General features: G+C 42.3%; 25 protein-coding genes and 1 pseudogene. 23 read left to right on the top strand and 3 right to left on the bottom strand.

Features of this window, described 5'->3' with window-relative positions; translation table 11 throughout:
• Window positions 1–132: 132 nt before the first annotated feature.
• From PWYN_RS06930 to groL, 8 genes are all read left to right on the top strand, one after another.
• Window positions 133–762, top strand: a complete 630-nt coding sequence (locus PWYN_RS06930) for a 5-formyltetrahydrofolate cyclo-ligase (protein WP_036649813.1) — start codon at window positions 133–135, stop codon at window positions 760–762.
• Between the two features lie 2 nt (window positions 763–764).
• The gene (moaC, locus tag PWYN_RS06925; protein WP_036649812.1) at window positions 765–1,241 is read left to right on the top strand and encodes a cyclic pyranopterin monophosphate synthase MoaC; all 477 of its coding nucleotides are present in this window, start codon (window positions 765–767) and stop codon (window positions 1,239–1,241) included.
• Between the two features lie 43 nt (window positions 1,242–1,284).
• Window positions 1,285–1,770 (top strand): MogA/MoaB family molybdenum cofactor biosynthesis protein, encoded by a 486-nt coding sequence (locus PWYN_RS06920; protein ID WP_036649810.1) that lies wholly within the window; start codon window positions 1,285–1,287, stop codon window positions 1,768–1,770.
• Between the two features lie 160 nt (window positions 1,771–1,930).
• Window positions 1,931–2,170, top strand: a complete 240-nt coding sequence (locus PWYN_RS06915; protein WP_036649807.1) for a twin-arginine translocase TatA/TatE family subunit — start codon at window positions 1,931–1,933, stop codon at window positions 2,168–2,170.
• A 116-nt stretch (window positions 2,171–2,286) separates the two neighbouring features.
• Window positions 2,287–3,057 (top strand): twin-arginine translocase subunit TatC, encoded by a 771-nt coding sequence (gene tatC, locus PWYN_RS06910; RefSeq protein WP_036649805.1) that lies wholly within the window; start codon window positions 2,287–2,289, stop codon window positions 3,055–3,057.
• A 16-nt stretch (window positions 3,058–3,073) separates the two neighbouring features.
• Complete coding sequence (locus PWYN_RS06905) at window positions 3,074–4,135, top strand: BtaManbiosPhlase (RefSeq protein ID WP_036649803.1); 1,062 nt, start codon at window positions 3,074–3,076, stop codon at window positions 4,133–4,135.
• Between the two features lie 319 nt (window positions 4,136–4,454).
• Window positions 4,455–4,736 carry a co-chaperone GroES gene (groES, locus tag PWYN_RS06900; RefSeq protein WP_036649799.1) on the top strand — a complete coding sequence of 94 codons (282 nt, stop codon included), beginning with the start codon at window positions 4,455–4,457 and terminating at the stop codon, window positions 4,734–4,736.
• Between the two features lie 69 nt (window positions 4,737–4,805).
• Window positions 4,806–6,434, top strand: coding sequence for a chaperonin GroEL (groL, locus tag PWYN_RS06895; protein WP_036649796.1), 1,629 nt, complete (start codon window positions 4,806–4,808; stop codon window positions 6,432–6,434).
• Window positions 6,435–6,515: 81 nt separating this feature from the next.
• Here the strand turns inward: groL and PWYN_RS06890 are convergent.
• A pseudogene (locus PWYN_RS06890) lies at window positions 6,516–6,758 on the bottom strand (tyrosine-type recombinase/integrase); the annotation flags it as partial.
• A gap of 418 nt (window positions 6,759–7,176) precedes the next feature.
• Here PWYN_RS06890 and PWYN_RS06885 point away from each other — a divergent pair.
• The 6 genes from PWYN_RS06885 to msrA all read left to right on the top strand — a co-directional run bounded on the left by PWYN_RS06885 (window position 7,177) and on the right by msrA (window position 13,468).
• Window positions 7,177–7,818, top strand: a complete 642-nt coding sequence (locus PWYN_RS06885) for a hypothetical protein (protein WP_240479698.1) — start codon at window positions 7,177–7,179, stop codon at window positions 7,816–7,818.
• A 43-nt stretch (window positions 7,819–7,861) separates the two neighbouring features.
• Window positions 7,862–8,125 (top strand): hypothetical protein, encoded by a 264-nt coding sequence (locus tag PWYN_RS06880; protein WP_036649793.1) that lies wholly within the window; start codon window positions 7,862–7,864, stop codon window positions 8,123–8,125.
• Between the two features lie 1,367 nt (window positions 8,126–9,492).
• Window positions 9,493–10,932: a dGTP triphosphohydrolase gene (gene dgt / locus PWYN_RS06875; protein ID WP_157261103.1), complete on the top strand. Its 1,440-nt coding sequence runs from the start codon at window positions 9,493–9,495 to the stop codon at window positions 10,930–10,932.
• A 13-nt stretch (window positions 10,933–10,945) separates the two neighbouring features.
• Entirely contained in the window at window positions 10,946–11,632 is a 687-nt protein-coding gene (locus PWYN_RS06870; RefSeq protein WP_052087807.1) for a hypothetical protein, read from the top strand.
• A gap of 299 nt (window positions 11,633–11,931) precedes the next feature.
• A complete protein-coding gene (locus tag PWYN_RS06865) occupies window positions 11,932–12,117 on the top strand; it encodes a hypothetical protein (protein ID WP_036649790.1) in 186 nt (61 codons plus the stop codon).
• A gap of 385 nt (window positions 12,118–12,502) precedes the next feature.
• Window positions 12,503–13,468: a peptide-methionine (S)-S-oxide reductase MsrA gene (gene msrA, locus PWYN_RS06860; RefSeq protein ID WP_036649787.1), complete on the top strand. Its 966-nt coding sequence runs from the start codon at window positions 12,503–12,505 to the stop codon at window positions 13,466–13,468.
• Between the two features lie 104 nt (window positions 13,469–13,572).
• Here the strand turns inward: msrA and PWYN_RS06855 are convergent, their stop codons facing one another.
• Window positions 13,573–14,112, bottom strand: a complete 540-nt coding sequence (locus tag PWYN_RS06855) for an NADPH-dependent FMN reductase (protein ID WP_036649786.1) — start codon at window positions 14,110–14,112, stop codon at window positions 13,573–13,575.
• Between the two features lie 975 nt (window positions 14,113–15,087).
• Between PWYN_RS06855 and PWYN_RS06850 the strand changes: the two genes are divergently transcribed.
• The 8 genes from PWYN_RS06850 (at window position 15,088) to PWYN_RS06815 (ending at window position 23,933) form a co-directional block, all read left to right on the top strand.
• The gene (locus PWYN_RS06850) at window positions 15,088–15,435 is read left to right on the top strand and encodes a P-II family nitrogen regulator (protein ID WP_036649784.1); all 348 of its coding nucleotides are present in this window, start codon (window positions 15,088–15,090) and stop codon (window positions 15,433–15,435) included.
• 159 nt (window positions 15,436–15,594) lie between these two features.
• Window positions 15,595–16,878 carry an ammonium transporter gene (locus tag PWYN_RS06845; protein WP_052087806.1) on the top strand — a complete coding sequence of 428 codons (1,284 nt, stop codon included), beginning with the start codon at window positions 15,595–15,597 and terminating at the stop codon, window positions 16,876–16,878.
• Window positions 16,875–17,084: a helix-hairpin-helix domain-containing protein gene (locus PWYN_RS06840; protein ID WP_036649782.1), complete on the top strand. Its 210-nt coding sequence runs from the start codon at window positions 16,875–16,877 to the stop codon at window positions 17,082–17,084. Before PWYN_RS06845 ends, PWYN_RS06840 begins: the two co-directional genes overlap by 4 nt.
• A 153-nt stretch (window positions 17,085–17,237) precedes the next feature.
• Window positions 17,238–19,031: a sensor histidine kinase gene (locus tag PWYN_RS06835; protein ID WP_036649781.1), complete on the top strand. Its 1,794-nt coding sequence runs from the start codon at window positions 17,238–17,240 to the stop codon at window positions 19,029–19,031.
• A gap of 12 nt (window positions 19,032–19,043) precedes the next feature.
• Complete coding sequence (locus PWYN_RS06830) at window positions 19,044–20,633, top strand: response regulator (protein ID WP_036649779.1); 1,590 nt, start codon at window positions 19,044–19,046, stop codon at window positions 20,631–20,633.
• Between the two features lie 108 nt (window positions 20,634–20,741).
• A complete protein-coding gene (locus PWYN_RS06825) occupies window positions 20,742–22,088 on the top strand; it encodes an ABC transporter substrate-binding protein (RefSeq protein WP_157261102.1) in 1,347 nt (448 codons plus the stop codon).
• Between the two features lie 104 nt (window positions 22,089–22,192).
• Complete coding sequence (locus tag PWYN_RS06820; RefSeq protein WP_036649776.1) at window positions 22,193–23,074, top strand: carbohydrate ABC transporter permease; 882 nt, start codon at window positions 22,193–22,195, stop codon at window positions 23,072–23,074.
• A 16-nt stretch (window positions 23,075–23,090) separates the two neighbouring features.
• Window positions 23,091–23,933 (top strand): carbohydrate ABC transporter permease, encoded by an 843-nt coding sequence (locus PWYN_RS06815; protein WP_052087805.1) that lies wholly within the window; start codon window positions 23,091–23,093, stop codon window positions 23,931–23,933.
• A gap of 118 nt (window positions 23,934–24,051) precedes the next feature.
• Here PWYN_RS06815 and PWYN_RS06810 read toward each other — a convergent pair whose 3' ends face one another.
• Window positions 24,052–24,450, bottom strand: coding sequence for a VOC family protein (locus PWYN_RS06810; protein ID WP_036649774.1), 399 nt, complete (start codon window positions 24,448–24,450; stop codon window positions 24,052–24,054).
• A 192-nt stretch (window positions 24,451–24,642) separates the two neighbouring features.
• Between PWYN_RS06810 and PWYN_RS06805 the strand changes: the two genes are divergently transcribed.
• On the top strand, window positions 24,643–25,089 hold the full coding sequence (locus PWYN_RS06805) for a spore coat protein (RefSeq protein ID WP_052087985.1): 447 nt from the start codon (window positions 24,643–24,645) through the stop codon (window positions 25,087–25,089).
• Window positions 25,090–25,099: the final 10 nt, after the last annotated feature.

Below are 25,099 nucleotides of genomic sequence, written 5' to 3'. Positions count from 1 at the left end.
GCGTTTTCTACGCGAGAGCTTGCAACTGGTGGGTGAGATAACGTATCTAAGCTATCTTGGCGAACCGGGGACAAGAGTGGTAAACTGAATGTACCAACAAGATTAGGGATGGAAAAGAGGAGGAGGCCGCTGATGTCAGGCCACGATGTTATCCTCGCCGAAGAAAAACAGGAACTTCGCCGTCAGAAGGCAGTTGCCCGGGACAGGTTATCCCCCGACCAGAGAGAGTACTTCTCCTCGCTGGTCTGCGGTCATGCTTGGAAGTTTCTGCAGATGAATCATGCAGCTTCTCTTATGACCTATGTTGCCTTTCGTTCCGAACTGGATACCCGGCCTATGATCGGCAAGGCTTGGGAGGAGCAGTGGGAAGTGTACTTACCCCGTGTGCTTCCTGGCAGCGGGACAATGGCTGTACATCGGGTTCACTCCTGGAACGAGATGGCCCCCGGGGCCTACGGGATCCCGGAACCGATTGTTCCCGAGGAAACCGATTCAACACTTCATTCTTTGCCATCCATTGTATTTGTACCTGGACTCGCTTTTGACAAGCGGGGTGGAAGGCTCGGTTATGGGCGGGGCTACTATGACCGTTTACGGGCGACCTGGGAGTCTGTCATTCTGGATGCGGAGAAACCTCCAATTTGGATTGGACTAGCCTACGGTATGCAGCTGGTAGAGAAAGTGCCAATGGATATTCATGATGCCTTCATGGATTTTCTAATTACAGAGGATGGCATACTAGACTGTCGGGAGGAGAATTAGGGTTGAAGCTGACACATTTCAACGAGCAAGGAAGAGCAAGAATGGTTGATGTGAGCGACAAGGAAATTACCATTCGGACGGCTTCCGCAGTAAGTCAGGTCAAGATGTCTCCAGAGACATTCAAGGCCATTAAGGAAGGCTCTATTGGTAAAGGGGATGTCCTTGCCGTTGCTCAGGTTGCCGGAATTATGGCGGCCAAGAAGACGGCAGACTGGATACCCATGTGCCATCCATTACCGCTTACGGGTATTGATATCCGCTTTTCCGATAACAACAAAGATGAACTATATATAGAAGCAACAGTCAAGACTACGGGGAAGACAGGTGTGGAGATGGAGGCGCTGACCGCTGTTTCCGCTTGTGCATTAACCGTGTATGACATGTGCAAGGCACTGCAGAAGGACATGATTATTGGACCGACGATGCTCGTCTCCAAGAGTGGCGGCAAGAATGGGGATTACGAGCGGGAAGAAGGATAATTCCTGAAGCATTACAAAGTACATAGAGAGGAAGGTCGAACCTATGGCGTGGAAGACAGCAATCCTGACAGCTAGCGATAAAGGGGCTAGAGGTGAACGTGAAGATACGAGCGCCCAGGTCATCAGGGAACTGGTTGAGGAGGAGCTTGGGGGCGAGATTGTTGAATACAGAATCGTACCCGATGAGCAGGATGAGATTATCGCGGCATTAATCGAATTAACAGATTATTTTCAGGCCGACCTGGTACTAACAACCGGAGGTACAGATCTGGCGATACGTGATGTAACCCCCGAAGCAACCCGGCGTGTAATTGAGCGGGAGGTTCCTGGACTTTCGGAAGCCATGCGAAGTACTGTTATGCAGAAAAATCGGAGTGTAATGTTGTTTCGCGGGATCTGCGGTATTCGCGGACGTACACTTATAGTCAATTTGCCCGGTACTCCCAAAGGTGTTCACGAGAATCTGGCGGCCATAATGGATCAACTGCCTGAAGCACTTTTAATGGTCACAGGCCAATTTCGTCAATAAATACCTCTGTTCAAAATAAGCCTTGCGGCAGCTCTCCCTGTTACTACATTCGTTACAGCATTCGTCATAGATAAGAGATGCATGTGTGACATAAGTTATGGTATCATTGAATTGTTAGAACGATATCGTGAACGGTTAACAGTAACAAGGAGGGATAACTATGCCGAATATAGGTACACCAGGAATTATTTTGTTAGTCATATTGGCGCTGCTGCTTTTTGGTCCTAATAAACTTCCCGAGCTTGGCCGTGCGGTTGGACGGACTTTCCGTGAGTTCAAGGAAGGTGCGCGTGACGTTATGGGCGATGCGGAATCGACTAATAAGAAAGAAGCTCCTGTTGCGGCTGCCCCGCAGAACGTTTCTGCAGAACTTCCGCAGGACAGACGCTTGCCGGAATAATAGTATAACGAACACAGGGGGCTATCCTGTAAGTCGCAAAGACTTATGGGACACTCCCTTTTTTGCGCTTTAAAAAGCCAATATGAACTTTATAGCTGAAATGGGATGGTGGCTGCATGTCTCTGGAATCGGAAGGAATGTCGGTGGTTGATCATCTCACCGAACTGCGCAAAAGAATCATCTATGTGCTGCTTGTATTTGTAGCAGGACTTGTGGGCGGACTGTTCTGTGCGAGACCCATTTATAATTATCTGATCAGCGCGGATATTGCCCAAGGCTTCGTCTTGCATGCTTTTTCGTTTTGGGATGGGATTGGAATGTATATGAAAATTGCGATGACGGTATCCCTTGTGTTATCCATACCGTTTATCGTCTATCAGCTGTGGGCGTTTATAAGTCCGGGATTGCGTCCGGAGGAACGATCAGCAACCCTGCGTTATGTCCCTTATGTATTCATACTTTTTGTCCTCGGTATCGCTTTTGCTTATTATGTTATTTTTCCAATGGCACTCTCCTTTACCATCTCCATTACTCGAAGTATGGGTCTTGCAGAGACATACGGCATCACGCAGTACTTCAGCTTTATGTTCAGTTTGGTCATACCGTTGGCGATCTTGTTTGAGCTACCCTTGCTCGTTATGTTCTTAACTAAGCTGCGTGTTCTTAACCCGCTGCGTCTGCGTAAAATGCGTAGATATGCTTACTTTGCACTTGTCTTCATTGCGGTGGTCATTACTCCGCCTGACTTCATTTCGGACTTTTTAGTCACGATTCCGCTGCTGGTGCTGTACGAATTCAGTGTGTTTTTATCGGCAATCGTGTATCGTAAGCAGCTTTCTGCGGATGCGGAGCGGGAGTCGCGTTATACTCAGCCTAAATCAAGATAAAGAGGAGTTTACGTTAATGAATATACAAAGATACGCCGAGAATCCGTTAATTACTCCTTCTGATGTGAAACCGCACCGGGAAGACTTTGAAGTGATTGAAGCTTTTAATGCGGGGATCGCCACTTACAAAGGTGAGGTACTGATGCTGCTGCGTGTAGCTGAGCGTCCTATAAGTGAGGATCCCAATATTGTGAAGGCACCAGTCTATAATCCCGAAACCAATGAATTGGATCTTATAAAGATTCGCAAAAATGACGATCGATATGACTTCTCAGATCCTCGTGTAATTCGGAATAAGACAAAGAGTGGCGATTTTGAATATCTGACCTCATTGTCCTATATCCGTATTGCTAGAAGTAATGATGGACATCACTTCACTGTGGATGATGAGCCGTTTATATATCCTTCTAACATTCAAGAGATTTTCGGAATCGAAGATCCGAGAGTAACGCAGATTGGAGATACGTATTATATTTACTTCTCTGTTGTATCGCCAGTGGGTATTGGGGAGTCCATGGTTTCGACAACCGATTTCGTTACAATGAAGCATCATGGAATGATTTTTGGACCGGATAACAAGGATGTCCTCATTTTCCCTGAGAAAATAAACGGCAAGTATTACGCTTTACACCGCCCTACGATGAAGAGTGTCGGAGATCCGAACATTTGGATCGCTGAATCCGATAATCTTTTATACTGGGGAAATCATAAGCATCTCCTTGGCCTTCGGGAAGGATTGTGGGATAGCGGTAGAATCGGTGGAGGAGCAGTCCCTTTTAAGACGGATAAAGGCTGGTTGGAATTGTATCATGGAGCGACACTTGATCACCGCTATTGTATGGGAGCCGTGCTGCTTGATTTGAATGATCCCTCAAAAGTGATCGCCCGATCGAATAAACCGGTTATGGAACCGGAAGCGAGTTATGAGAAGAATGGTTTCTTTGGAGATGTCGTCTTCTCCTGTGGAGCGATCAATGAAGGTGATATTGTCAAAATGTATTATGGTGTGGCTGATACATCTATGGCGTGTGCAGAGCTCAGTCTGAAGGAAATTCTGGACAGTCTGGATTATATTTAGTTTATGGCATATTTTTTTTCGGAGTGGATAGAATGAAAGAAGGTATGACTTGTACAGGCCCCAAAACCATATTTTTCCCGAAAAAGAGGGCGATTTGTGTAAAAGGACTTGAAATTCCCATTCAAGTTGGGTATCATAAAAATTGTTGTTAGCACTATAGGCTGTCGAGTGCTAATGTGCTGAAAAATATGGAAACAGGCGCTGAATGTTACGCTACATTCATATTTTTCGAGAATATCTGTGAATCTAACGATTCGTTTGATATTCCTAACTATTGTTTTCAAGGTAAAAAACATAATTCAAAGGAGGCTATTTTTTCATGATCAAACCTTTAGGTGAACGCGTATTAGTAGAAGCGAGCGAAGCGGAGGAAACTACTTCTTTCGGAATCGTACTTCCAGACTCTTCAAAGGAAAAGCCGCAAGAAGGTAAAGTTATTGCCGTAGGAAGCGGAGCATTGAAGGATGGAGTTCGTGTACCTTTGGAAGTTAAAGAAGGCGATCGCGTTCTTTTCTCCAAGTATGCTGGAACAGAAGTGAAGTATGAAGGTAAAGAATATTTGATTATGAAAGAAAGCGACATTCACGCGATCTTGGGCTAAGCACAAGATTCTCATAAGTAGTAACCCAATTACTTAACGCTCACAAAACTTTAGGAGGTATATCTAACAATGGCTAAGGAAATTAAATTTAGTGAAGACGCTCGCCGGGCAATGCTCCGCGGTGTGGATGCTTTGGCAAACGCAGTAAAGGTAACACTTGGACCGAAAGGCCGCAACGTGGTACTGGAGAAGAAATTCGGCAGCCCGCTTATCACTAACGATGGTGTTACTATCGCTAAAGAAATCGAGCTTGAAGATGCTTTTGAAAATATGGGAGCACAACTTGTTAAAGAAGTTGCTACCAAGACTAATGATGTAGCCGGTGACGGTACTACAACTGCAACTGTTCTTGCCCAAGCGATGATTCGCGAAGGTCTGAAGAACGTAACTGCAGGCGCTAACCCAATGGTTATCCGCAAAGGGATCGACAAAGCAGTTAAAGCTGCTGTTCTAGAATTGAAAAGAATTTCCAAGCCAGTTGAAGATTCACAAGCTATCGCTCAAGTAGCTTCAATCTCCGCAGCTGACGAAGAAGTAGGCCAATTGATTGCTGAAGCTATGGAAAAAGTAGGTAAAGACGGCGTTATCACCGTTGAAGAATCCCGTGGATTCCTTACTGAGCTTGAAGTTGTAGAAGGTATGCAATTTGACCGCGGCTATATTTCCCCATACATGATTACAGATACGGACAAAATGGAAGCTGTTTTGGAAAACCCGTACATCTTGATCACGGATAAAAAAATCAGCAGCACGCAAGAAATCTTGCCGTTGCTTGAAAAAATCGTTCAACAAGCTAGACCGCTTGTTATCATCGCTGAAGACATCGAAGGCGAAGCACAAGCTATGCTGATCGTGAACAAACTGCGTGGTACTTTCAACGCTGTTGCTGTTAAAGCTCCTGGCTTTGGCGACCGCCGCGAAGCTATGCTGCAGGATATCGCCGCTCTGACTGGTGGTCAAGTGATCACTGAGAAGCTTGGCTTGGATCTGAAAAGCACTACCATCGAACAACTGGGTAACGCTCGTCAAGTGCGCGTAACCAAAGAGAACACTACAATTGTAGATGGAAGCGGCGACAAGGCTGATATCAATGCCCGCGTAAGCCAAATCCGCTCCCAATTGGAAGATACAACTTCCGAGTTCGACAAAGAAAAACTGCAAGAGCGTCTGGCTAAATTGGCTGGCGGCGTAGCCGTTGTCAAAGTTGGAGCTGCAACTGAAACTGAATTGAAAGAGCGCAAACTTCGCATCGAAGACGCCCTGAACGCAACTCGCGCTGCGGTTGAAGAAGGTATCGTGTCCGGTGGGGGTACAGCTCTTGTGAACGTATATGCTGCTGTTGCTGCTGTAGAAGCTACTGGTGACGAGAGAACAGGCGTTAACATCGTTCTACGCGCTCTGGAAGAGCCTGTACGTACTATCGCAGCTAACGCTGGTCAAGAAGGTTCCGTTATCGTGGACCGCTTGAAAAAAGAAGCTATCGGCATCGGCTACAACGCTGCTACTGATGAGTGGGTAAACATGTTCGAAGCAGGTATCGTTGACCCTGCTAAGGTAACACGTTACGCGCTGCAAAACGCTGCTTCCGTAGCTGCAATGTTCCTGACTACCGAAGCTGTTATCGCTGACAAGCCAGAACCAGACAAGGGCGGAATGCCTGATATGGGCGGCATGGGCGGTATGGGCGGCATGATGTAATAAGTTTCAAAAAAAACCCTTGATAGGCCTAGTATTACAGGCCTTACAAGGGTTTTTATTTTGACTAAAATCACGTAAAAATCACATTCCTTGCGGATTTTCGAGATTGAGAAGGCTCCCAAAGTGAATTTTCACCTTTAGGGCATTATCCTTTTTCATCTTGTTTGTGACATGCGTATAAATTTTCATGGTGGTCTTTGCGTCGTCATGCCCCGCCCGTTTCATGATATTGATGAGGTCTATTCCTGCTTCGGTCAACATGCTGATGTGGGTATGTCGAAAGATATGTGGCGTTGCATGCTTTGTAATGTTTGTGTGCTTTAAATATAAACACAACGATACGTTCTTTCTTTAGAACAGCCGCACGTAAGTTGTCCTTTATTCCTTTATTCATAAGTACACCTCTGAGCTTTTTGTTGAAAATTACTGATACTGAGAGTTTGTTATTTGATTGAGTTTGAACTTGATATATTTTAACAGAAAAATAGAAGAGTAATATTATCGACAATATTATACATAATATGCTTTTAATTAACAACTAATGTAAACATAAATCAACTGAAAAGTAAAATAAATATAAAAAATGGGACAAATTAACTAAAATAAAATATTCAAGGGAATATAGTAATTATATTCAATAAAATAGATAATTTTAGTATATATAGTGAAAAGTGTTTATTTTTACGGTGGAATATATTACCATAATGTAGAATCAAAAATCGAAACATCAGGAGGAATTATTTTGAATAAGAAAAAGATTTGGTCAGGTGTTGTTAGTGGTTTTCTTGCAGTGTCGCTCTTTGCTTCGCCGGTTCTTGCTTCTACCGGTCCGGTCACTGAAATTCAAGAGATTAATGTAGCAGATAGAACATTGCCACTTGGGCAGGATGAATTCTCTGCTAGAGTGCTTTCTTCCGTAATAGATATGACTCCATACATTACTGTTGATGCATTAGGTGTGTATCACATTGATTCGGCAGCTAAAGATGTGGTTGCCCTCGATATATATAATCAGTATCTTAAGGGAGTCGAAGCGCTTAATAATTTATCTGTCAATGGGTCGGTTGCAACAACATCTAAAGGTGAAATGTCAACCTTGGTATTTTCAAACAGCTACTGGTGGGGAGTTGCAATTACTTTTAATAATACCGAGACTAAAAACATGGTATACTCCTTACAACAAACTGCTAGCGTAGCGACTTTATTAGCTGGGATCGCCGCATTTATTCCAGTTGCATGGCTTGGTTCAGTTGTTGCTCTTATAGAAGCAACAGGAGCGACCATGATAGCGAACTCAATGAGTTACCATAACGAGGGTAAGGGTGTTACTTTAAATATTCATTGGCTTCCAGTACCTTACTTTGAATCAACTACAAACGGATAAAATTTGAAGGATTTTAACACAAGTGAAAATTGGGGGGAGATAAATGATATCAGCCTATGCAATAATAATTACTTACATTTCAGTTTTGACTTTTATTCTAGTCTTCCTCTCGAAAAAGATTTTTAAAAAAAGTACTGCAGCTGCAATGAATAAATTAATTTATGTTGTTCTTGTTTTAGCAATGGTAGGTGTTTTGACACAGTTGTATCGTGGTGAAAGTAATCCAAATGGTTTATTTATTTATTCAGCTGTAATTATTATCGGTATAATACTTCTAAGGTCAAAAAGAAATAAGATAAAAAGGTAAAACATTAGTTGTAAATATTTAAATATATAATGAGGAGCCAAGGATGTTTCTGGGCTCTTTTATTTTTCATTGTCTAAAGAACGTGTGTTTGGTTATAGCGGACGGACACCAGCCAAGATCAGAGAAGGGCGCAGGAACTTGTTGAGCATAATTATATTCAGTGGAAACTAGGAACTCCAATGGAGAGCACATTAATCTTGGAGGTGGGAAAGAGAAGATATGGCAGGGAAAGGGAGCAGCACGCCTAAAAATATAAAAGATTTCTTAAATTTAAACATTCGTTTGTTAACTCCCTTTATATATTAGATGATGGAATCATAATAACAGAAATAGGAAATATGTACTATCAAAAAAACCGCTGGAATTTGCAGCGGAGTTTTCAGAACCATTTTGTATTGGACGGAGATATTAATATATTTGAACCACTCACGCCTAGCGAGTCAGACGCAAGATAGTGTGTGACAGCTTGATATGCGACGGAAGCTAGAGGTATTGAGATTGACGGGTAGGGTACCGAAGTCTTAAACTATATATCGATCATAAATGTCTGAAATGAATCATAAATAAATCACGAAAAAATCACGGAATCGCAAAAGTCGAGGGAAGGTATAAAAAGATTAATACATTAAATACAACTACAAACGATTGTTTCAGCCTTTGTAGAGGATTAAAGAAGCCGTGAAAAGATGACTGAAAGAAGGGCGGCATGATGATGTAATATTTATCTAAATCCCATATGTATCGAGGTTGTATTTTAGAGATATTCACTAAGGGTAACATTTAGGTAACAAACACATATTTTTCAGAGGTTTCGCATGAGTTCTCCGAACTTTGTGAGGCCTCTTCTCTTTGTGGAATCGTAATGTGAAGGTAGATCCTCCTTGGTAAATTATCATAAGTTGAGAAGCGCCACGTTACCGGGTGAGCCTGTTCCACGTAACCTTAAACCTTACTAAGTGATTTATATAACCCATAATCATCTCTTATATTGTTACTTCTACATAAAAAAGAGCATGGGATTAATCAGATTCCATGCCCGCACAGTGATATGATTTTTATATATTTACAGTTTTTGCTAAAAAAATGTTACCGTTAACGTCTTTATATACAAAAACTTGGGGTAATTCAGGTTTTAAATTTAGATCCTATATTTCATACAAACTATAAACGCAAGCATATAAAGGCATCTATAATACTTTTAGTAGTTAAGCAAGCATTCTCTTGTACTATATGGTTTGTTAATAAAGCATTGGCCTAGGGTCTTCGATTTGTTAATCTTCCTAGATATTTTATATTCTTCAAGGATTCTTCCTTATTTTGTCGAATTGTACATATTCATAGACAACATTTCAAAGGAGAATAATCAATTGAGTGAAACTAAAATGAATTGGGATAGTTTATTAAGTGGAATACGTTTAAGAGATGGCATGGTAAAGGATAGAACTCAATATAATGAATATGACCTTCGTAATGATTTTGATGATGACTACGGACGTCTTATATTTAGTTCTGCGGTGCGGAGGTTACAGGATAAGGCACAAGTTTTCCCATTAGATAATAGCGACTTTGTTAGAACGAGATTAACTCATTCGCATGAGGTTTCAACAATTGGTCGTTCCATTGGGGTAAGTGTAGAAGAAAATCTTATTAGAAAGGGCGATCTGAAAGATGAGCACCGGGGTAAAATAAGTGCTTTATTAGCGATTGTAGGGCTTATACATGATTTGGGGAATCCACCTTATGGACATTTTGGGGAAGCAGCAATTCAAAAGTATTTTAAAAGTTGGTTTGATACTAATGAAGGAAAAGTTATTGAAGCAAAACTGGGGGAACAAAGAGCTTCTGATTTTACAAGATTTGAAGGAAATGCTCAAACATTCCGGTTACTATCAAAACTGAATAATCTAAAAGATGAATATGGTTATAATTTATCTGCAGCAACTTTAGCTAGTATCTTAAAGTACCCAAGGTCGTCTATTGAAGGTAATAAGAAAAAGGAATATAGGAAAGAAAAGGGATTAGGTGTAAGTTATAAAAAATTCGGGTATCTACAGTCAGAAGAAAAAAGATTTTTAGCTGTTAAAGAACATACAGGTATTGATACTCATAGACATCCAGTTACTTTTCTATTGGAAGCTGCGGATGATATTGCTTATTCAGCCGCAGATATTGAGGATGGTTGTAAGAAAAAGGTCCTCGATTACCATACAATTGAGAATGTACTAAAAAGACATTTGCAAGAGGGTAGTGCAGAGGATAAAGCGATTCTCGACTCATTCATCAGCACTTATAATAAGAATCTTGATGAGGGTCGAGAGGATAGGTTAGACAATGCAGTTCAGTGCATTAGAATCCAAGCACAAGGTTATATGATTAAATCAGTTGTTAAAGAATTTATATTAAGGCACGACGCTATTCTTAATGGTGAATTTGACGATGAAATTATTGAAGTATCAGACGCTGCCAATGTAAGAAAAGTATTTGCAGATTTAGCCGGCATTATATTTGATAATAAAGAAATTATAATGCGAGAATACACAGGAGGAAAAGTAATTCGTGGATTACTAGAAATGTTCGTAAGTACAGTAGTATCTGATGAAAGGAATAACTCAAAAACAGAAGAGGGAAAGCTTTACTTATTGATATCAGATAACTACAGAGATATAATGAAAAAATATCCTACAGAGCAAACCGGTGGAGAACCTAGTTTGTATGACCGATTGCTACTAGTTACTGATTTTGTGTGTGGTATGACTGATTCCTATGCGCTGGATCTCTATAGAAAGTTAACTGGGATTAAATTATAAGGAGGAAAGATAAATGATAGCTACCTCTCTTATACATAGACTAACTCTGGATGGGATTCGTAGATTAAAACAAGAGGACACCCAGGTATCTATCTTATTTAACAATTTAAATAAATTTGGAGACCTGATTTTAGTCGGTGGTGCTGTAAGGGATTTTACATATTTTAGAACCCCTCGAGATATTGATATTATAGTAGACAGTATAGACTCCGATTTTGATGATGTATTAAAGAGTTTTAGATACCAAAAAAACAGGTTTGGGGGATATAAGGTTTACCTTGATAGTATTGAGTTTGATATCTGGGGGATAAACCACAATTGGGCTTTTAAAGAAAAAATTTTAGATATCCAATTTGAAAATATCTCTAAAGGTACTTTTTACAATTTTGATGCTTTAGCACTCAATATTAATACTTCCAACATAGATGCTGAGAGATTCGTAGAATCTATAAAAGACAAAATTCTTGATATTACACTTGAGGATGAGTACGTAGATAAAAATCCAACACCTGAAATCAACATAGTAAGAGCGTTCATAATTCATAAATATTGGGGACTACACTTTTCTGATAAAGTAATGAATTATATTAAAAATTGGTCTGAGAAAACTTATGATCCAGTAGAAACGTTAGTGAAAGCCGAATATAAACACTATGGTTCGAATAGATTAATAAAAGAAGATTATTTTTTATTTTGCTAACAGGAAAGCACTTCCCGATTAATATAAGGGTCGTGCTTTTTTTAAGTAATCTATAATAAGTTTGAATTTGTAAACAAATTAATATAGGCAGGGCATACCTTTTTAGTAAACTATGTATTAAAAGAAAATTTTATGACGTCTCATTTATAAGGGAACTAAATACTATCACTTTTTAACAGATACTGCACTTGCTTCACCACGAATAGTACTATCAATTGATTTAAACCAAATATGATTGTCTGTACTTTTAGACAATCTTGTTTATAGCTAAGATATTTAATAATGAGAGGAGAAAAATCATGACTTACTCACAGCGTTCTACCCGCTTGTTGGCCTCCTCAGATATAACCCATCTGGAGATTCAGATACAGGCTGCCAAAGAAGAAAGAAAACAAGCCGAGCTTGCTGGCAACCAGACGCAAGTAGATGAGGCTAACCTAAAAGTCGAAGACTTGGAAAGCGAACTCGCCAATTTTGAGGAATAAACGAATTAATTGAACTTGATAAACTAACAAAAAGGACTGAAGTAACGGAGGGGGATTTTGGAACTGGAAGAGCGGTAGCGTCCGCCTCCGGATTTCATCCGCTGAAAAGCGGTACAAATCAAGAAATCTGGAGACAACAGCGGCTGGAAGTTCAACATTCACCGCAGTTACGACCCAAACCCAATGTAGCAAAATCTTAAGTTCAACTTATATAGATAATTGAAATCATACTTTTAACGAATTTAATTTAATCTTCATAAGACTCTCATATTACGTTAAGCTAAGAGGTTTATATTAAACACATAACCCCCTTATAAAATATAACTCGACCCCGCTAAACTTTGGCGGGGTCACTTTTTTAGGGTCCGAGAGGAGAATTGGTGGGATGATTGAGAAAAACTCCAAGGAACAACTAGCCACTTTTGCAGGCGGCTGCTTCTGGTGTATGGTTAAGCCTTTTGATGAGCTGCCGGGCATTATCTCCGTCCTTTCGGGGTATACGGGAGGACATACGGAACATCCTACTTATGAAGAAGTAGGTACGGAAACAACCGGGCACTTGGAGGCGGTTCAGATTACGTACCAAGAGGACATTTTCCCCTATCAACGCCTACTAGATATCTATTGGCAGCAGATTAATCCGGTGGATGATGCGGGGCAATTTATGGATCGCGGTTATTCCTATCGTACAGCCATATTTGTTCATAGCGAGGAACAACGGGGGCAGGCGGAGGCTTCGAGACAGGCGTTGCAGGCAAGTCGACGATTCAAGGGCCGCATTGTTACAGAAATCCTTCCAGCAGGGCCGTTTTACCCGGCAGAGGAGGTTCACCAGCATTATTATAAGACCCATCCGTTTGATTATAAAATGTACCGTAAGAGTTCAGGACGCGACGACTTTGCCGAGAAACATTGGAATACGAAAGAAGATTTGAGGCGTCTGAGAGAGAGGCTGACGGATCTGCAATATGAAGTTACAAAGAATAGGGGGGATGAGCCTCCGTATCAGAATGAATATTGGGACAACGACCGGGAAGGGATTTATGTCGATGTGGTCGACGGAACGCCGTTGTTCAGTTCAAGGGATAAATTCGATTCCAGAACAGGCTGGCCCGGCTTTACTAAGCCCATTGCAGAAGGCCTGATAACCAAGGAGGCGGATTTACGCAACGGCCAAGTCCTGACGGCTCTGAGCAGTCGGCTCAGCCATTCCCATCTCGGACACCTATTCTATGATGGTCCTGAAGCCGAGAAGCTGCACTACCGAGTGAAATCCGCGTCTCTACGGTTTATTCCGAGGGAAGATCTGAAACGGAGCGGGTTGGAACGTTATCTGAATCTATTTGATTAAAGAAAACAAACACCCCTCATAGTTGCATCGGGTACACCATAAGGTGCTTAGCCAATGTCTTCTATGAGGGGTGTCTTTTTATATTGAAAAGTTTGGATCGAGTATTAGCGTAATACCTTCAATGCTCCGCTCCAAGCCACCACTTGGTCAAGCATGCCGTTTACATTGGTGAGGTGTAGATCAGCTGGCTTAAAGACAGTACCGTTCTCAAAATCAGTGAACAGTGACAACGCCGGATGTACACGAACGTCAGCTACAGACAATTCACCCAAAATTCCACGAAGATGTTCTGCTGCACGGGCACCGCCTACGGAACCATAACTTACGATACCCGCTGCTTTATTGTTCCAGGCATCACGTGCATAGTCGAGGGCATTCTTCAAAGATGCCGTAATACTGTGGTTATATTCTTGGACAATAAATACGAAGCCGTCCAGACTGGCAAGTTTCTCGTTCCAAGCAGTCGCTTGTGGTGTAGCATCAACTTCGCCCAGTAATGGAAGCTTGAAGTCTGCGATATCTACGATTTCATAATTGGCATCCCCGCGTTGATTAGCAACTTCTAGTACCCATTCCCCAACCTGTGGGCTCAGACGACCTTGACGTGTGCTTCCTAAGATAATTCCGATATTTAACTTTGACATTGTTTTTTCCTCCTCTGAAGTTGTAGTTCTACCCAATACTTTGTCTAAAAACCCCATTACTGCACCTCTCGTTTCTTCAAGCTTTAGTTATTAAGAAGATAAGTTCTTTATATCTTTAAATTAAGATTCCTTAACATAGGTTAATAATAATACATTAAATATACATTGTCAAGTAACTTTATAATAGTTAGTCCAATTGATAACAGTTTGTCATGGACTACAATGAATGTTTTGCGGAACGAGTTATTCGCGGCTTCGGAGATTCGGACCAAAGAACATCCACACCTACTAACAAACACCCGAGAAGCTACTTTCTACTCTCTTACACAAACTTCTTGACGCTACTAAAACTCGGAGGTAGTCCGTGAAATAGATGTATTTTATACACTTATCTCTAGCTTTTAGTGCCCGGATGTATGAATAGATGTACTTTGTGCAACTAAAAACATGAATATGCCGGTTAAACCCCGGAATACCTAAAAATAAGTGTATAAAGTGCAATTAAACACCCTAAAGTGTGCTAAGTGAGAAATATAAGTGTACGTTGTGCAACTATATAGATTGAAACCCATGTAGGTAGACGATTTGCTGTATTTGTCGCGGATACCCGAGCAGATACTTCTACTCTCGTACACAAACTTCTTGACGCTACCGATTACAAGGTTTTATATGTGATTTACAGGGAAATATTCTTTCTAAACTTTATTTCCGCGGATTCAGACTCCTGGTAGCAAACTGGATCTAAAACAAACTTGTAATTATCCGTTACTCGAGAACAATCAAATCTGTTGAGTCGTACTAATAATTTCCGTATGGCTAAGTACAATCTATATAGTAATCGGTGTAATCTCCTTATACAGATAAATATGAAGAGTTATTTAAAGATCAGATCCTCTGGTCATTATGATCTAGGTAGAGAGCAAATATTATGGTACAATTCGTTTATGTGGAGATACACTAATTTGGAGGATACATATGAAAAAAGTAGAAGCTATTATTCGTCCCGAAAAGCTTAGAGAACTAATCGATGCGCTTCGAGTTATTGAGGTAACTGGTTTCACCGTTACTCAGGCACAAGGGCGTGGCCAGCAGAAAAATACTACGGGAGTTTATAGAGGGAAATCCTACACGGTAAATTTGCATCACAAAGTTAAGGTTGAAATCGTTGTCTCCGACGCTAAAGTACAAGAAACCATTGACACCATTATCAAAACAGCACAGACCGGGGAAATGGGCGATGGTAAAATATTCGTTCTGCCTTTGCTCGAAATGTACAATATTAGAACAGGCAAAACTGATGAAACCATAGACGAATTGAACTAAAATAATCTGATAATCAAAATAAAATAATGCAAATATTCGGAACAGGGCCAAGGCTTTGTTCCTTTTTTATGTTAGCAAACATAACATTTGATGTTGACAATTTACCTCTCTCTTTATAATATTGGTAATGTTATATAAAGTAACAGGGAGGGTAACACCATGAATGCCGGAACAGATGTCGCATTAAATACGATTTGGGTAGTCATTGCTGCTGCAATGGTTTTGTTTATGGAAGGCGGCTTTAGCCTGCTTGAAGCGGGATTTGTTCGCACGAAGAACGCAGTGAATGTAACCATGAAAATTTTTGTCGATCTTACCGTGGGTGTTTTGGCTTTCTTCTTGATAGGGTTTGGAGTTATGTTCGGAAAAGACTATGGTGGACTCATTAGCTTCAACTTTTGGGGAGCTTCACAGTCTTTACATATCGATTTTAATCTTCCTTTATCTGCTTATGTTCTGTTTCAAATCGGGTTCGCTATTGCGGCAATCTCGATCATATCAGGGGCTGTCGCTGAGCGGATGTCTTTTAAGGCCTATATCCTGATTGCTGTTTTTGTAGCAGCGATATTATATCCAATCTCCGGTCACTGGGTGTGGAATCCTGATGGATGGCTTGCTCAGTTGGGGATGAAAGACTTTGCAGGCTCTGCAGCCATTCATGCTCTCGGAGGCTCTGCCGCATTAGCCTTTGCTAAAGTATTGGGTCCTCGCCGCGGGCGCTTCAATACAGACGGAGATGTGAATGTATTTGCTCCAAGTAATATCCCGCTTGCCTCCGCTGGAACTTTTATACTATGGTTCGGGTGGTTTGGATTTAATGCCGGAAGTACTTTGAATGCCTCTGATGTTAATCTTTCGCTTATCGCTTTGAATACGATGCTGGCCGCTGCTGCGGGTGGAACTTCCGCCATGATCTACACCATGTTCCGTTATGGCAAGGCGGATCCGAGTATGACTATGAACGGGGCGTTGGCTGGACTTGTTGCAATAACAGCGGGTTGTGCTTTTGTAACACCTTACTCTTCAATTTTAATAGGACTGATTGCAGGTCTTCTTGTGATCTGGGGAACACTCGCGATTGATAAGCTGCAGGTAGATGATCCGGTGGGTGCAGTCGCGGTTCACGGGGTTAACGGTTCTTTCGGAGCCTTGGCCGTGGGTCTATTGGATACAAAAGATGGACTCCTGACCACAGGACAGTTTCATCTGTTGGGTGTTCAGCTCCTGGGTGTAGTCGTGGTAGTAGTATGGGGCTTTGCACTCAGCTACGGTGCTGCTAAGCTGATTAACGCGACTGTGGGCCTCCGCGTTGATGAGGTGGAAGAAGAAGAGGGACTGGATATGGCTATGCATGGCATTCCGGCTTATAATGAACTGGAAAGATTCAGTGACCAACCGGGAATGGATCCATCCTTGTTTCTGAAAACGGGGTCGGGGGATTGATCAGTGGACCGCAAGGTGACCTTCCAGAGAAGCTGGCCAAACCGGCCAAGCGGGCGCTATTGGGAGCCGGCTATTTACGATTAGAACAGCTGACCAAGCTAAGTGAAGCTGAGGTTATGAAGCTGCATGGCATGGGACCCAAGGCCATGGAACAGCTTCGGCAGGCGCTTATGGTTAAGGGGCTTTCGTTCAAAGAGGAAACTTAAACAAAGAGGACGAAGTTGAATTCACCCTCCGTTATATGGATTTAATGGAAACAAGAGATCTGTCTAGAGTTCATTGAACTTGAGATAGGCCTCTTGTTTTTATGTTCCGTTCGTTTAGAATAAGTAAATGCTGTTTAAATGGAGGGTCTTAGAATGCAATTACTAAAGCGTTTACAAATAACGGAGTGGTTCCGAAATCAGTTGATTCGTAAGAAGATTATGTTTATCTATATGCCTGTCGTTATCATACCTTTATGTATTCTGGGTTTTGTTTCTTACCATGTCTATACAGAGGCTATTGTCAAAAAAACGGTCAAAAGCGTCTCGGACAACTCCACCTTAATCATTACACTCATCAATGGCATGCTCACGAACACGGAGAGTGCGGCAAATATGCTGACGCTGAATTTAAATAAGGTTATTTTTGAAGAACGTTTTACGAAGGATGGAGAAATATCTGACTTACAGTTGTATACGCAAATCACAAACCAGCTAAGTTATGCACTGCTCGTATTCCCGGACGTGGAGTCCGCGGCTTTTATAGATAATAATAATGTGGTGTACGGCTCCAATCTCGCTATGGAAAGCAACGGGGTGCTTGTAGCCGGGAATCGGATTCTGAAACGGTTGGAGCATACCAATGGGTCTAATATCTGGTTTCCGATGGAACGGCGGGAATACTTGGTGACCAGTACGGAGCAGCCCGTACTTACGCTGGGTAAGCGGATTGTTAACATTAATACAGGTGAGCAGCAAGGTTATCTCATTCTAAATATGCGTGAGAGTGCATTATCAGCCATTTACCGTAATATCGGGTCTACACAAGCGGGTTCTTATATAATTTCGGATTCGAACGGTCTTGTGGTATCGGCCCTCGAAACGAACAAGGTTCTTCATCCATTACCAAACGGTGAAATGAAAGATTGGGTACTTGGACCGGAACAGCCCAATGTGATTCAGCCCTCTCCTGGAGGCAAAATGCTGCTGGTAAGCACGGATATTAAAAAGCTGGGTTGGAAGCTGATCTCTATAGTGCCTTACAATCGCTTAACGCAGGACACGATCATGATCACCCGATTAATTATCTTCATTGGATTCATCTGCTCATTGTTTGCGATTCTGGGTGCAGGGGTGTTGTCCCAATGGATTGCCAAGCCAATTATTAGTCTCTCTAGGCAAATGAAGCATGTGAATGAAGGCAACCTGGATAATCAGCTGGAAATCACATCAAGAGATGAAATCGGGATACTGGCGTCTGGCTTTAATATGATGATGCAAAGGATAAAGGAGCTGCTCCAGAATATTAGCGCGGAACAGAGAAAGAAACGCGAGTATGAGCTAGCACTGATTCACGCTCAAATGAGGCCGCATTTTCTGTACAATACCCTGGACGTTATTTATACGCTGTCAGAGATGGGGAGGGCAAGAGATGTACAGCGGACCACGAAGGCCCTTGCCGACTTCTACAGAGTAGCACTTAGCAACGGAAAAGATCAGATTACTCTCGAGGATGAGCTTAGCAACGTTCGGGATTATTTATCAATTCAACGGATTCGCTATTCTGATGTATTTGACTTCACCATTGATATTCAGCCGGAGATTCTCTCCTGTATTATCCCTAAGCTTACGCTTCAGCCGCTGGTGGAAAATGCGATTTATCATGGATTGAAGACAAAGGAATCCTTCGGAGCGCTGATTATTGTCGGGTGGCGAGAAGGTGACAAGGTCATTCTGAAGGTAAAGGATGACGGAGCAGGCATATTGCCTGAACGCTTGCAAACGTTGACAACTGCAATTAAGGATCAAGAAAATCAAGTTGGCTACGGTCTCAATAGCGTCCATGAACGAATCAGGCTCTATTTTGGCGAGGAATATGGTCTACATATCACTAGTATTCTTGGACTTGGCACAGAAGTCTCAATTGAGCTGCCTTATCAGACCCGTTAGGAGGTTTTTATATTGCAAAAAGTAATGATTGTGGATGACGAGGTTATATTTCGTGATTATCTACGTGGGGCGCTGGACTGGGAGATGCTTGGCTTTGAACTAGTTGTGGAGGCGAAGAATGGAATCGAGGCGCTAAGGCTCTGTATGGAGCAACCGGTGGATATTGCGTTGGTCGACATAACGATGCCTTTCATGGATGGGCTGGAGTTAACCGAGAAGCTGAAAGATCAGTATCCTGAGATGAATGTGGTACTTATTACGGGCCACAATGAATTTGAATATGCAAGGAGGGCGCTCAAGCTAGGTGTGGAGGATTATATTCTGAAGCCGTTCTCCAAGGATGAGCTGATGCTGACCCTTTTGAAGCTGCAGAGAGAATACAGGAAAGTTCAGGTAGAGAACCTTACGCTCAAGGAAAATAACCGGATGATGAAGGAAAGTTTCCTTAATCAGCTGATTAGCAATGAATATAATGTGACCGATGCGGATGTACTCAAACGCCTAAGTCAATTTGATATTTTTATTCAAAACCCTTGTTTTATCGTCGCTTGTATCGAGATCGATCATGTCGACCGCAAGTGGGAGAAAGTTAGTGAACGACTCCTGATGAAATACGCTGTCACCAATATCCTGAATGAAGCTCTCGAAGAGGGCTGGAATTATAATATTTTTAACGGGCCTGAAGGTCGAATTGTATGCCTAGTCGAACACTCGAATGCTCAAACGGAGATCACTCCCTCCTTGGAAGGGTATAAGAAGCTGGGTTCGTTAATTAAGAAACACTTGAACTTTACCATCACTATTGGAGTGGGTCGCAGTAAAGGGGGATTTAAGGGGATTTCAAGCTCTTACAAGGAAGCCCTTGAAGCGCTGCAGAACAAATTTGTGCTCGGGCATGACCGGGTCATCGCCTACAGTTCTACCTTGACAGAGAGCGGGAAGCAAGCTTTTTACCCTGTTGAGGTTAACGAAGAATTACTGATCGGGCTTCGAATGCGGAATGCGGAAAGGGTGCAGCAAATTCTGGATGGTGTATTTGAATCTACCCGAGAAAGACGGTTATCCATTGATTATGTGTATGTCATTTGTATGGGTCTGATTGCTGTGAATCTTTCCTATATTACCGAAGCGGGGCATCCCATAGAAGATTGCTTTGGAGAGAACTTTTTCCCTTATAGTGAAATTCGCAAGTTTGAATCCGCCGAAATGACCTTCGAGTGGATTAAGCAATTATTTGACAGAGCCATCCGATATACAGGGCAGTACAAGAATACTAGAGCTTCAAAGATAGCCCAATCCGCCAAAACTTACATTGAACAAAGTTATGCAAACTCAGAGCTTCAGCTTGAGCATGTGGCGCAGCATGTATTTATTAACGCAAGCTACCTTCGAGCTGTATATAAAAAGGAATTCGGTATGACGGTTAGCGACTATGTCACCCAATATCGAATGATGAAAGCGAAGGAGCTGCTTGGACGGGGCGGAATACGCTTATCCGATATCGCGGAGAGGGTGGGATATAGTGATGCGAGTTATTTTAGCAAAAGCTTCAAGAAATTTTACGGGTATTCACCCAGTGAATATGAGAAGAGCCGCGGTTAGTGTTTTTTCATACGCAGATAGTACCAGAAGCACGCAGTTTTTGCATTATCATCCGCGGTTATTCTCTCTATACTCAGGGTAGTAAGAGATCTTGAAGGGGGTTACGAAGTGAGAAAGATAAAAATGGCAGCAGCAGCATTTGTAAGTCTAAGCTTGATTGTTGTAAGCGCTTGTGGATCGAATAACAACACAGTCAACGAGGCAAGTAATACGACCGCCGCTACAAATACAGTGGTTAAGGAAGAAGCGACAGTGGCACCGCAAGAAAATGTAAAACTTCGCATATATGCCCAATATTCTGATGATGATACGAAGCTCCCGTATGATTACGCCGTGGCAGAACTGAAGAAAGAGATGCCAAATGTGGAATTGGAGCTGGAAGTACAGGCTCAGGATGATGGACAGAAGCTCAAAACCTATGCGGCAACCGGAAATCTGCCAGATATCTACCAAGCGGGAGTAGACATTATTAATACTTTCAAAAAATCCGGTAATATCCTTGAGTTGGATCAATACACCGATCTTTATGGCTTTAAAGACAAAATGTTCAGCAGCACAATGAATACATTAACGGCTGATGATGGTCATGTGTATGCCTTCCCGTATGCAGGGAATGAATTCATGCTCCTCTACTATAACAAGGAAATTTTCGAGAAAAACAACATTAAAGTTCCAACTACCTATGATGAGTTGATGACAGCTGTAAAAGGCTTAAATACAGTAGGTGTAACACCACTCGCCTTATTTGCCAAAGAAAAATGGCCAACGGTTGCTCTCTACGATATGTTCGTTACCCGAGAAGATCCAGCAGGTATTGTGAAGTTGGATAAAGGTCAAGCAAGTCCAAGTGACCCAGCCTACAAACAAGCAGCGGAGAAAATAATCGAACTGGTAAAAGCAGGCCTGCTCCCTAAAGGGGCTACTAACCTGAACTATGACCAAGCAGCATCGTTGTTCTATGAAGGCAAGGCCGCCATGTTCCTCAATGGACAGTGGGAAATTGCTACCTCCACAGAGAAGCTTGGAGATAAAGTAGGATGGATGTACTTCCCTGGTGTGGATGCAGCTTCCTATGAGAAGAACAAATATGCCTTTATCGGTGGCGGTGGTCCTGGAGGTTATGCCGTCAATCCGGATACAAAAGATCCTGAGCTTACAGCAAAGGTTGCAGCTTTCCTTTCTCTTAAGTATGCAGAGTACAAATATACACAACGCGGTAACCCAATTGTAGCAACGAAGGTAGAGATACCGGTTGTAAAGGAATATCCGCCGATGATGAAACAGCTTTCTGAAGATATCGAGAAAATTACCAGCACTACCGCGTTTGCTTGGGGCTTGTCTGATGCTAAATTCAAGGCAGCGATTGAAGATGCTACTCAAAGCTTGATGACTGGTGACTATTCGGTAGAACAATTTATTAAAGATGTAACAAAGGCAGTTCCACAGGCTAAATAACAGCAACGGAGGATAGAACTCGCTCAAGATAACGCTCGGGTGAGTTCTATCTGATTTATAAGCCACATAAGAGGCACGGATAGATTCGCAGGGGATGTGATGACATGAGAAAATATTTGGGCAATAAGACAGCGATTGCTATATTCACGCTGCCCGCGCTCCTTTTGTATACAATTATGGTGTTTTACCCGATTATGCAAACCTTCTTTCGCAGTATGTTCGAGTGGGATGGGCTCTCAGCGGGAACCTTTATCTGGTTTGATAATTATAAAGAACTGTTGAATGACAGTGTATTCCATACCGCTCTTTATAATGGACTTATCTTTGCTGCGATCATTACAGTGACCCAGATCGGGATCGGTTCCATTCTGGCATTTGCTGTATCGGATGTATCTTTTAAAGGCCGCAAAATTCTTAGAATAAGCTTTTTTATTCCAGTAGTTCTATCGATCACTGTGGTCTGTCAATTATGGCTGTCTATCTATAATAGTGAATATGGATTGATGAACAAGCTGTTCGACATGTTGGGAATTCAATATCATCAAGACTGGTTGTCGAGTGGGAAATCGGCTATTGTCGCTATCGCTTTCGTCAATGCCTGGCAGTACATGGGCTATCATTTTGCTCTACTGCTTGCAGGTGCGAAATCCGTACCGGAGCAATATATGGAGGCCGCTCGTATTGATGGTGCAACTAAACTTCAGGCGATTGTCAAAATCACCATCCCTATGATGGCTGAAACCTATAAATTCTGTCTGGTCTTTGCAGTTACAGGGGGGCTTAATGCCTTTGCGAATATGTATATCATGACCAGCGGCGGGCCAGGGACTTCAACCTACACGCTTACCTACCTGATGTACCGCTCTGCTTTCCGTATAGGAGAGTTCGGATATGGCAGCGCAGCAGCAGCTATATTAGTCATTGAATGCCTGCTTGCAACACTTATCATCAACCGCCTGGTTGCCAGGGAACGAATCTCCTACTAAAAGGAAGTGTACAAGTATGACCCGGTTTAAGAAGCTGCTTAACAATAACTGGCCTGTCGCCTGTTTCATGTGGTTATACGCTCTATTATCCGTATATCCATTGGTATGGATGATCTTTTACTCTCTCAAAAATAATGATGAGATCTTCGTATCTAATCCGTTTGGGTTTCCAACTCACCTACGGTTTGAGAATTACGTGGATGCTTGGTCCAAATACAATGTTCCGGTCTATTTCTCCAACAGCTTAATTGTAGCGATTGCCACCGTCATTGGGGCGATTACGCTGTCAGTAATGTTCTCCTTTGCGGCAGCAAGACTGCAGTGGCGTTTTCGGGGGATTGCACACACTTATATGATGATCGGCATGTTCATACCGATCCAGGTCATTATGATTCCACTGGCTATTCTCGTTCGAGATTTCCATATCGCCAATACGTATGGAGCCCTGATAATACCCTATATCGCCTTTAACCTGTCTTTCACTTCTATAGTATTTTATGGCTTCTTCCGCAGCATTCCCGTTGATTTGGAAGAGTCGGCTTGTATTGATGGTGCAAGCATCTATCGGACATTCTTCAGTATCATGCTGCCGATTATAAAACCTGCGCTCGCGACTATGGTCATTTTTATATTCCTGAATTCATGGAATGAGTTTACTATGGCTGTTATTCTGATTACCAAAGAAAGCTTGAAGACGCTGCCGCTGGGACTTCTGTTCTTCCAGGGACAATTCACGACCAATTGGGGGGCAATGGGAGCCGCGATGACGATTGCCAGTCTACCAACCGTGTTGATCTACATGTTGTTCAGTGAACAGGTCGAGAATGCGCTCACCGTTGGGTCCGCAGTTAAAGGGTAGCAAAATAGCTTAATAAAAAGACAGTCAACGACTTTTAAACTGAAGTCATTGACTGTCTTTTTTTGAGCAAACTTTGGTATATTACCATCAGATAGATAAGAGTAGATTCTTCGGCACTCTATAGTGGATTGACCGCAAAGAGGGAATGAATGTTGCCGTCCGGATCTGCAAAAAAACCGGTTGTGTGTCCCCATGACTTTAATTGAGGGGAAGTAATCGGGGTGGCTCCCTTTCGGACGAGATCATCGTATACCTGATGGACTTGTTCCGGCGATTCCAGCTGGAAATTCAGTTCGACGGCCTGTCCCTTTCGCTCCTCGATAAACGAATGATGATTATTCGTATTGTCTGCCATCAATGCATTCAAACAAATGGCAAGCCGCACGCCTTCGTTCTGGAATTCCGCGTAATGGCTCTCATCGACCACACATTGGAAACCCATCACATCCCGGTAAAAATGTGCCAATCGGGATACATCGTTCGTAAGCAAGGTAATACCTTCCAGTTGAACTTTCATTATCTCCCATCTCCTTTAATTTAAATCATAACACAAAAGGGGTAGCACCTCTGATGCCTCATTGGAATAGGCTAACGCATACCTATTTAGGAGGGATTTTGATTGTCTACTTATCAAACGCAGCAACACCAGCAACAGCAACACCAGCAACAACACCACCAGCAACAACAACACTTGGCTTGGCATGAGACTATGGAGCTGCACGAATTAACGGCATTCCAAAGCAATTCATTAATGCATCTGAAAATGTCCCATCATGACGTTAAAGATCCTCAGCTTCACGCTTTATATTTAGAGACTATTAGAAGTGTAGAGCAGAATTTAAGAGAGCTGCTGCAATATTACCCATTGGCTCCTCAGGGAACACGAGCCGGAAACATGAGCATGGATATGACGGCCTTCTACGGCGTCCATCTATTAATTTTCGTGAAAACTTCTGTTCGCAATTACTCAATAGCCATAACCGAAACGGCAACCCCACGGCTTAGAGATACCTTGCAGAAACAATTGAACACCGCGATACTCCTCCATGGAAGAGTATTTCACTTTCTGCATGAACGTGGAATTTATCCTTCCTATGATCTTCCTAAGCTGCTATCCAATGATGTGAACAATGCCAACAAGGCGCTCACACTGTAAAAGATAGGAG

Origin of the sequence: Paenibacillus wynnii, assembly GCF_000757885.1 — a bacterium.
Classification (GTDB): Bacteria; Bacillota; Bacilli; order Paenibacillales; family Paenibacillaceae; genus Paenibacillus_AQ; species Paenibacillus_AQ wynnii.
Note: the sequence above shows the minus strand (reverse complement) of the source record. Positions and strands in the feature narration are given on the sequence as shown.

What these genes read in the sequence shown, in the direction of transcription:
- PWYN_RS06930 (WP_036649813.1), top strand. Translation starts at nt 133, where the DNA reads ATGTCAGGCCACGATGTTATCCTCGCCGAAGAAAAACAGGAACTTCGC.
- PWYN_RS06920 (WP_036649810.1), top strand. Translation starts at nt 1,285, where the DNA reads ATGGCGTGGAAGACAGCAATCCTGACAGCTAGCGATAAAGGGGCTAGA.
- PWYN_RS06915 (WP_036649807.1), top strand. Translation starts at nt 1,931, where the DNA reads ATGCCGAATATAGGTACACCAGGAATTATTTTGTTAGTCATATTGGCG.
- tatC (WP_036649805.1), top strand. Translation starts at nt 2,287, where the DNA reads ATGTCTCTGGAATCGGAAGGAATGTCGGTGGTTGATCATCTCACCGAA.
- PWYN_RS06905 (WP_036649803.1), top strand. Translation starts at nt 3,074, where the DNA reads ATGAATATACAAAGATACGCCGAGAATCCGTTAATTACTCCTTCTGAT.
- groES (WP_036649799.1), top strand. Translation starts at nt 4,455, where the DNA reads ATGATCAAACCTTTAGGTGAACGCGTATTAGTAGAAGCGAGCGAAGCG.
- groL (WP_036649796.1), top strand. Translation starts at nt 4,806, where the DNA reads ATGGCTAAGGAAATTAAATTTAGTGAAGACGCTCGCCGGGCAATGCTC.
- PWYN_RS06880 (WP_036649793.1), top strand. Translation starts at nt 7,862, where the DNA reads ATGATATCAGCCTATGCAATAATAATTACTTACATTTCAGTTTTGACT.
- PWYN_RS06870 (WP_052087807.1), top strand. Translation starts at nt 10,946, where the DNA reads ATGATAGCTACCTCTCTTATACATAGACTAACTCTGGATGGGATTCGT.
- PWYN_RS06865 (WP_036649790.1), top strand. Translation starts at nt 11,932, where the DNA reads ATGACTTACTCACAGCGTTCTACCCGCTTGTTGGCCTCCTCAGATATA.
- msrA (WP_036649787.1), top strand. Translation starts at nt 12,503, where the DNA reads ATGATTGAGAAAAACTCCAAGGAACAACTAGCCACTTTTGCAGGCGGC.
- PWYN_RS06855 (WP_036649786.1), bottom strand. Translation starts at nt 14,112, where the DNA reads ATGTCAAAGTTAAATATCGGAATTATCTTAGGAAGCACACGTCAAGGT.
- PWYN_RS06850 (WP_036649784.1), top strand. Translation starts at nt 15,088, where the DNA reads ATGAAAAAAGTAGAAGCTATTATTCGTCCCGAAAAGCTTAGAGAACTA.
- PWYN_RS06845 (WP_052087806.1), top strand. Translation starts at nt 15,595, where the DNA reads ATGAATGCCGGAACAGATGTCGCATTAAATACGATTTGGGTAGTCATT.
- PWYN_RS06835 (WP_036649781.1), top strand. Translation starts at nt 17,238, where the DNA reads ATGCAATTACTAAAGCGTTTACAAATAACGGAGTGGTTCCGAAATCAG.
- PWYN_RS06820 (WP_036649776.1), top strand. Translation starts at nt 22,193, where the DNA reads ATGAGAAAATATTTGGGCAATAAGACAGCGATTGCTATATTCACGCTG.
- PWYN_RS06815 (WP_052087805.1), top strand. Translation starts at nt 23,091, where the DNA reads ATGACCCGGTTTAAGAAGCTGCTTAACAATAACTGGCCTGTCGCCTGT.
- PWYN_RS06810 (WP_036649774.1), bottom strand. Translation starts at nt 24,450, where the DNA reads ATGAAAGTTCAACTGGAAGGTATTACCTTGCTTACGAACGATGTATCC.
- PWYN_RS06805 (WP_052087985.1), top strand. Translation starts at nt 24,643, where the DNA reads ATGGAGCTGCACGAATTAACGGCATTCCAAAGCAATTCATTAATGCAT.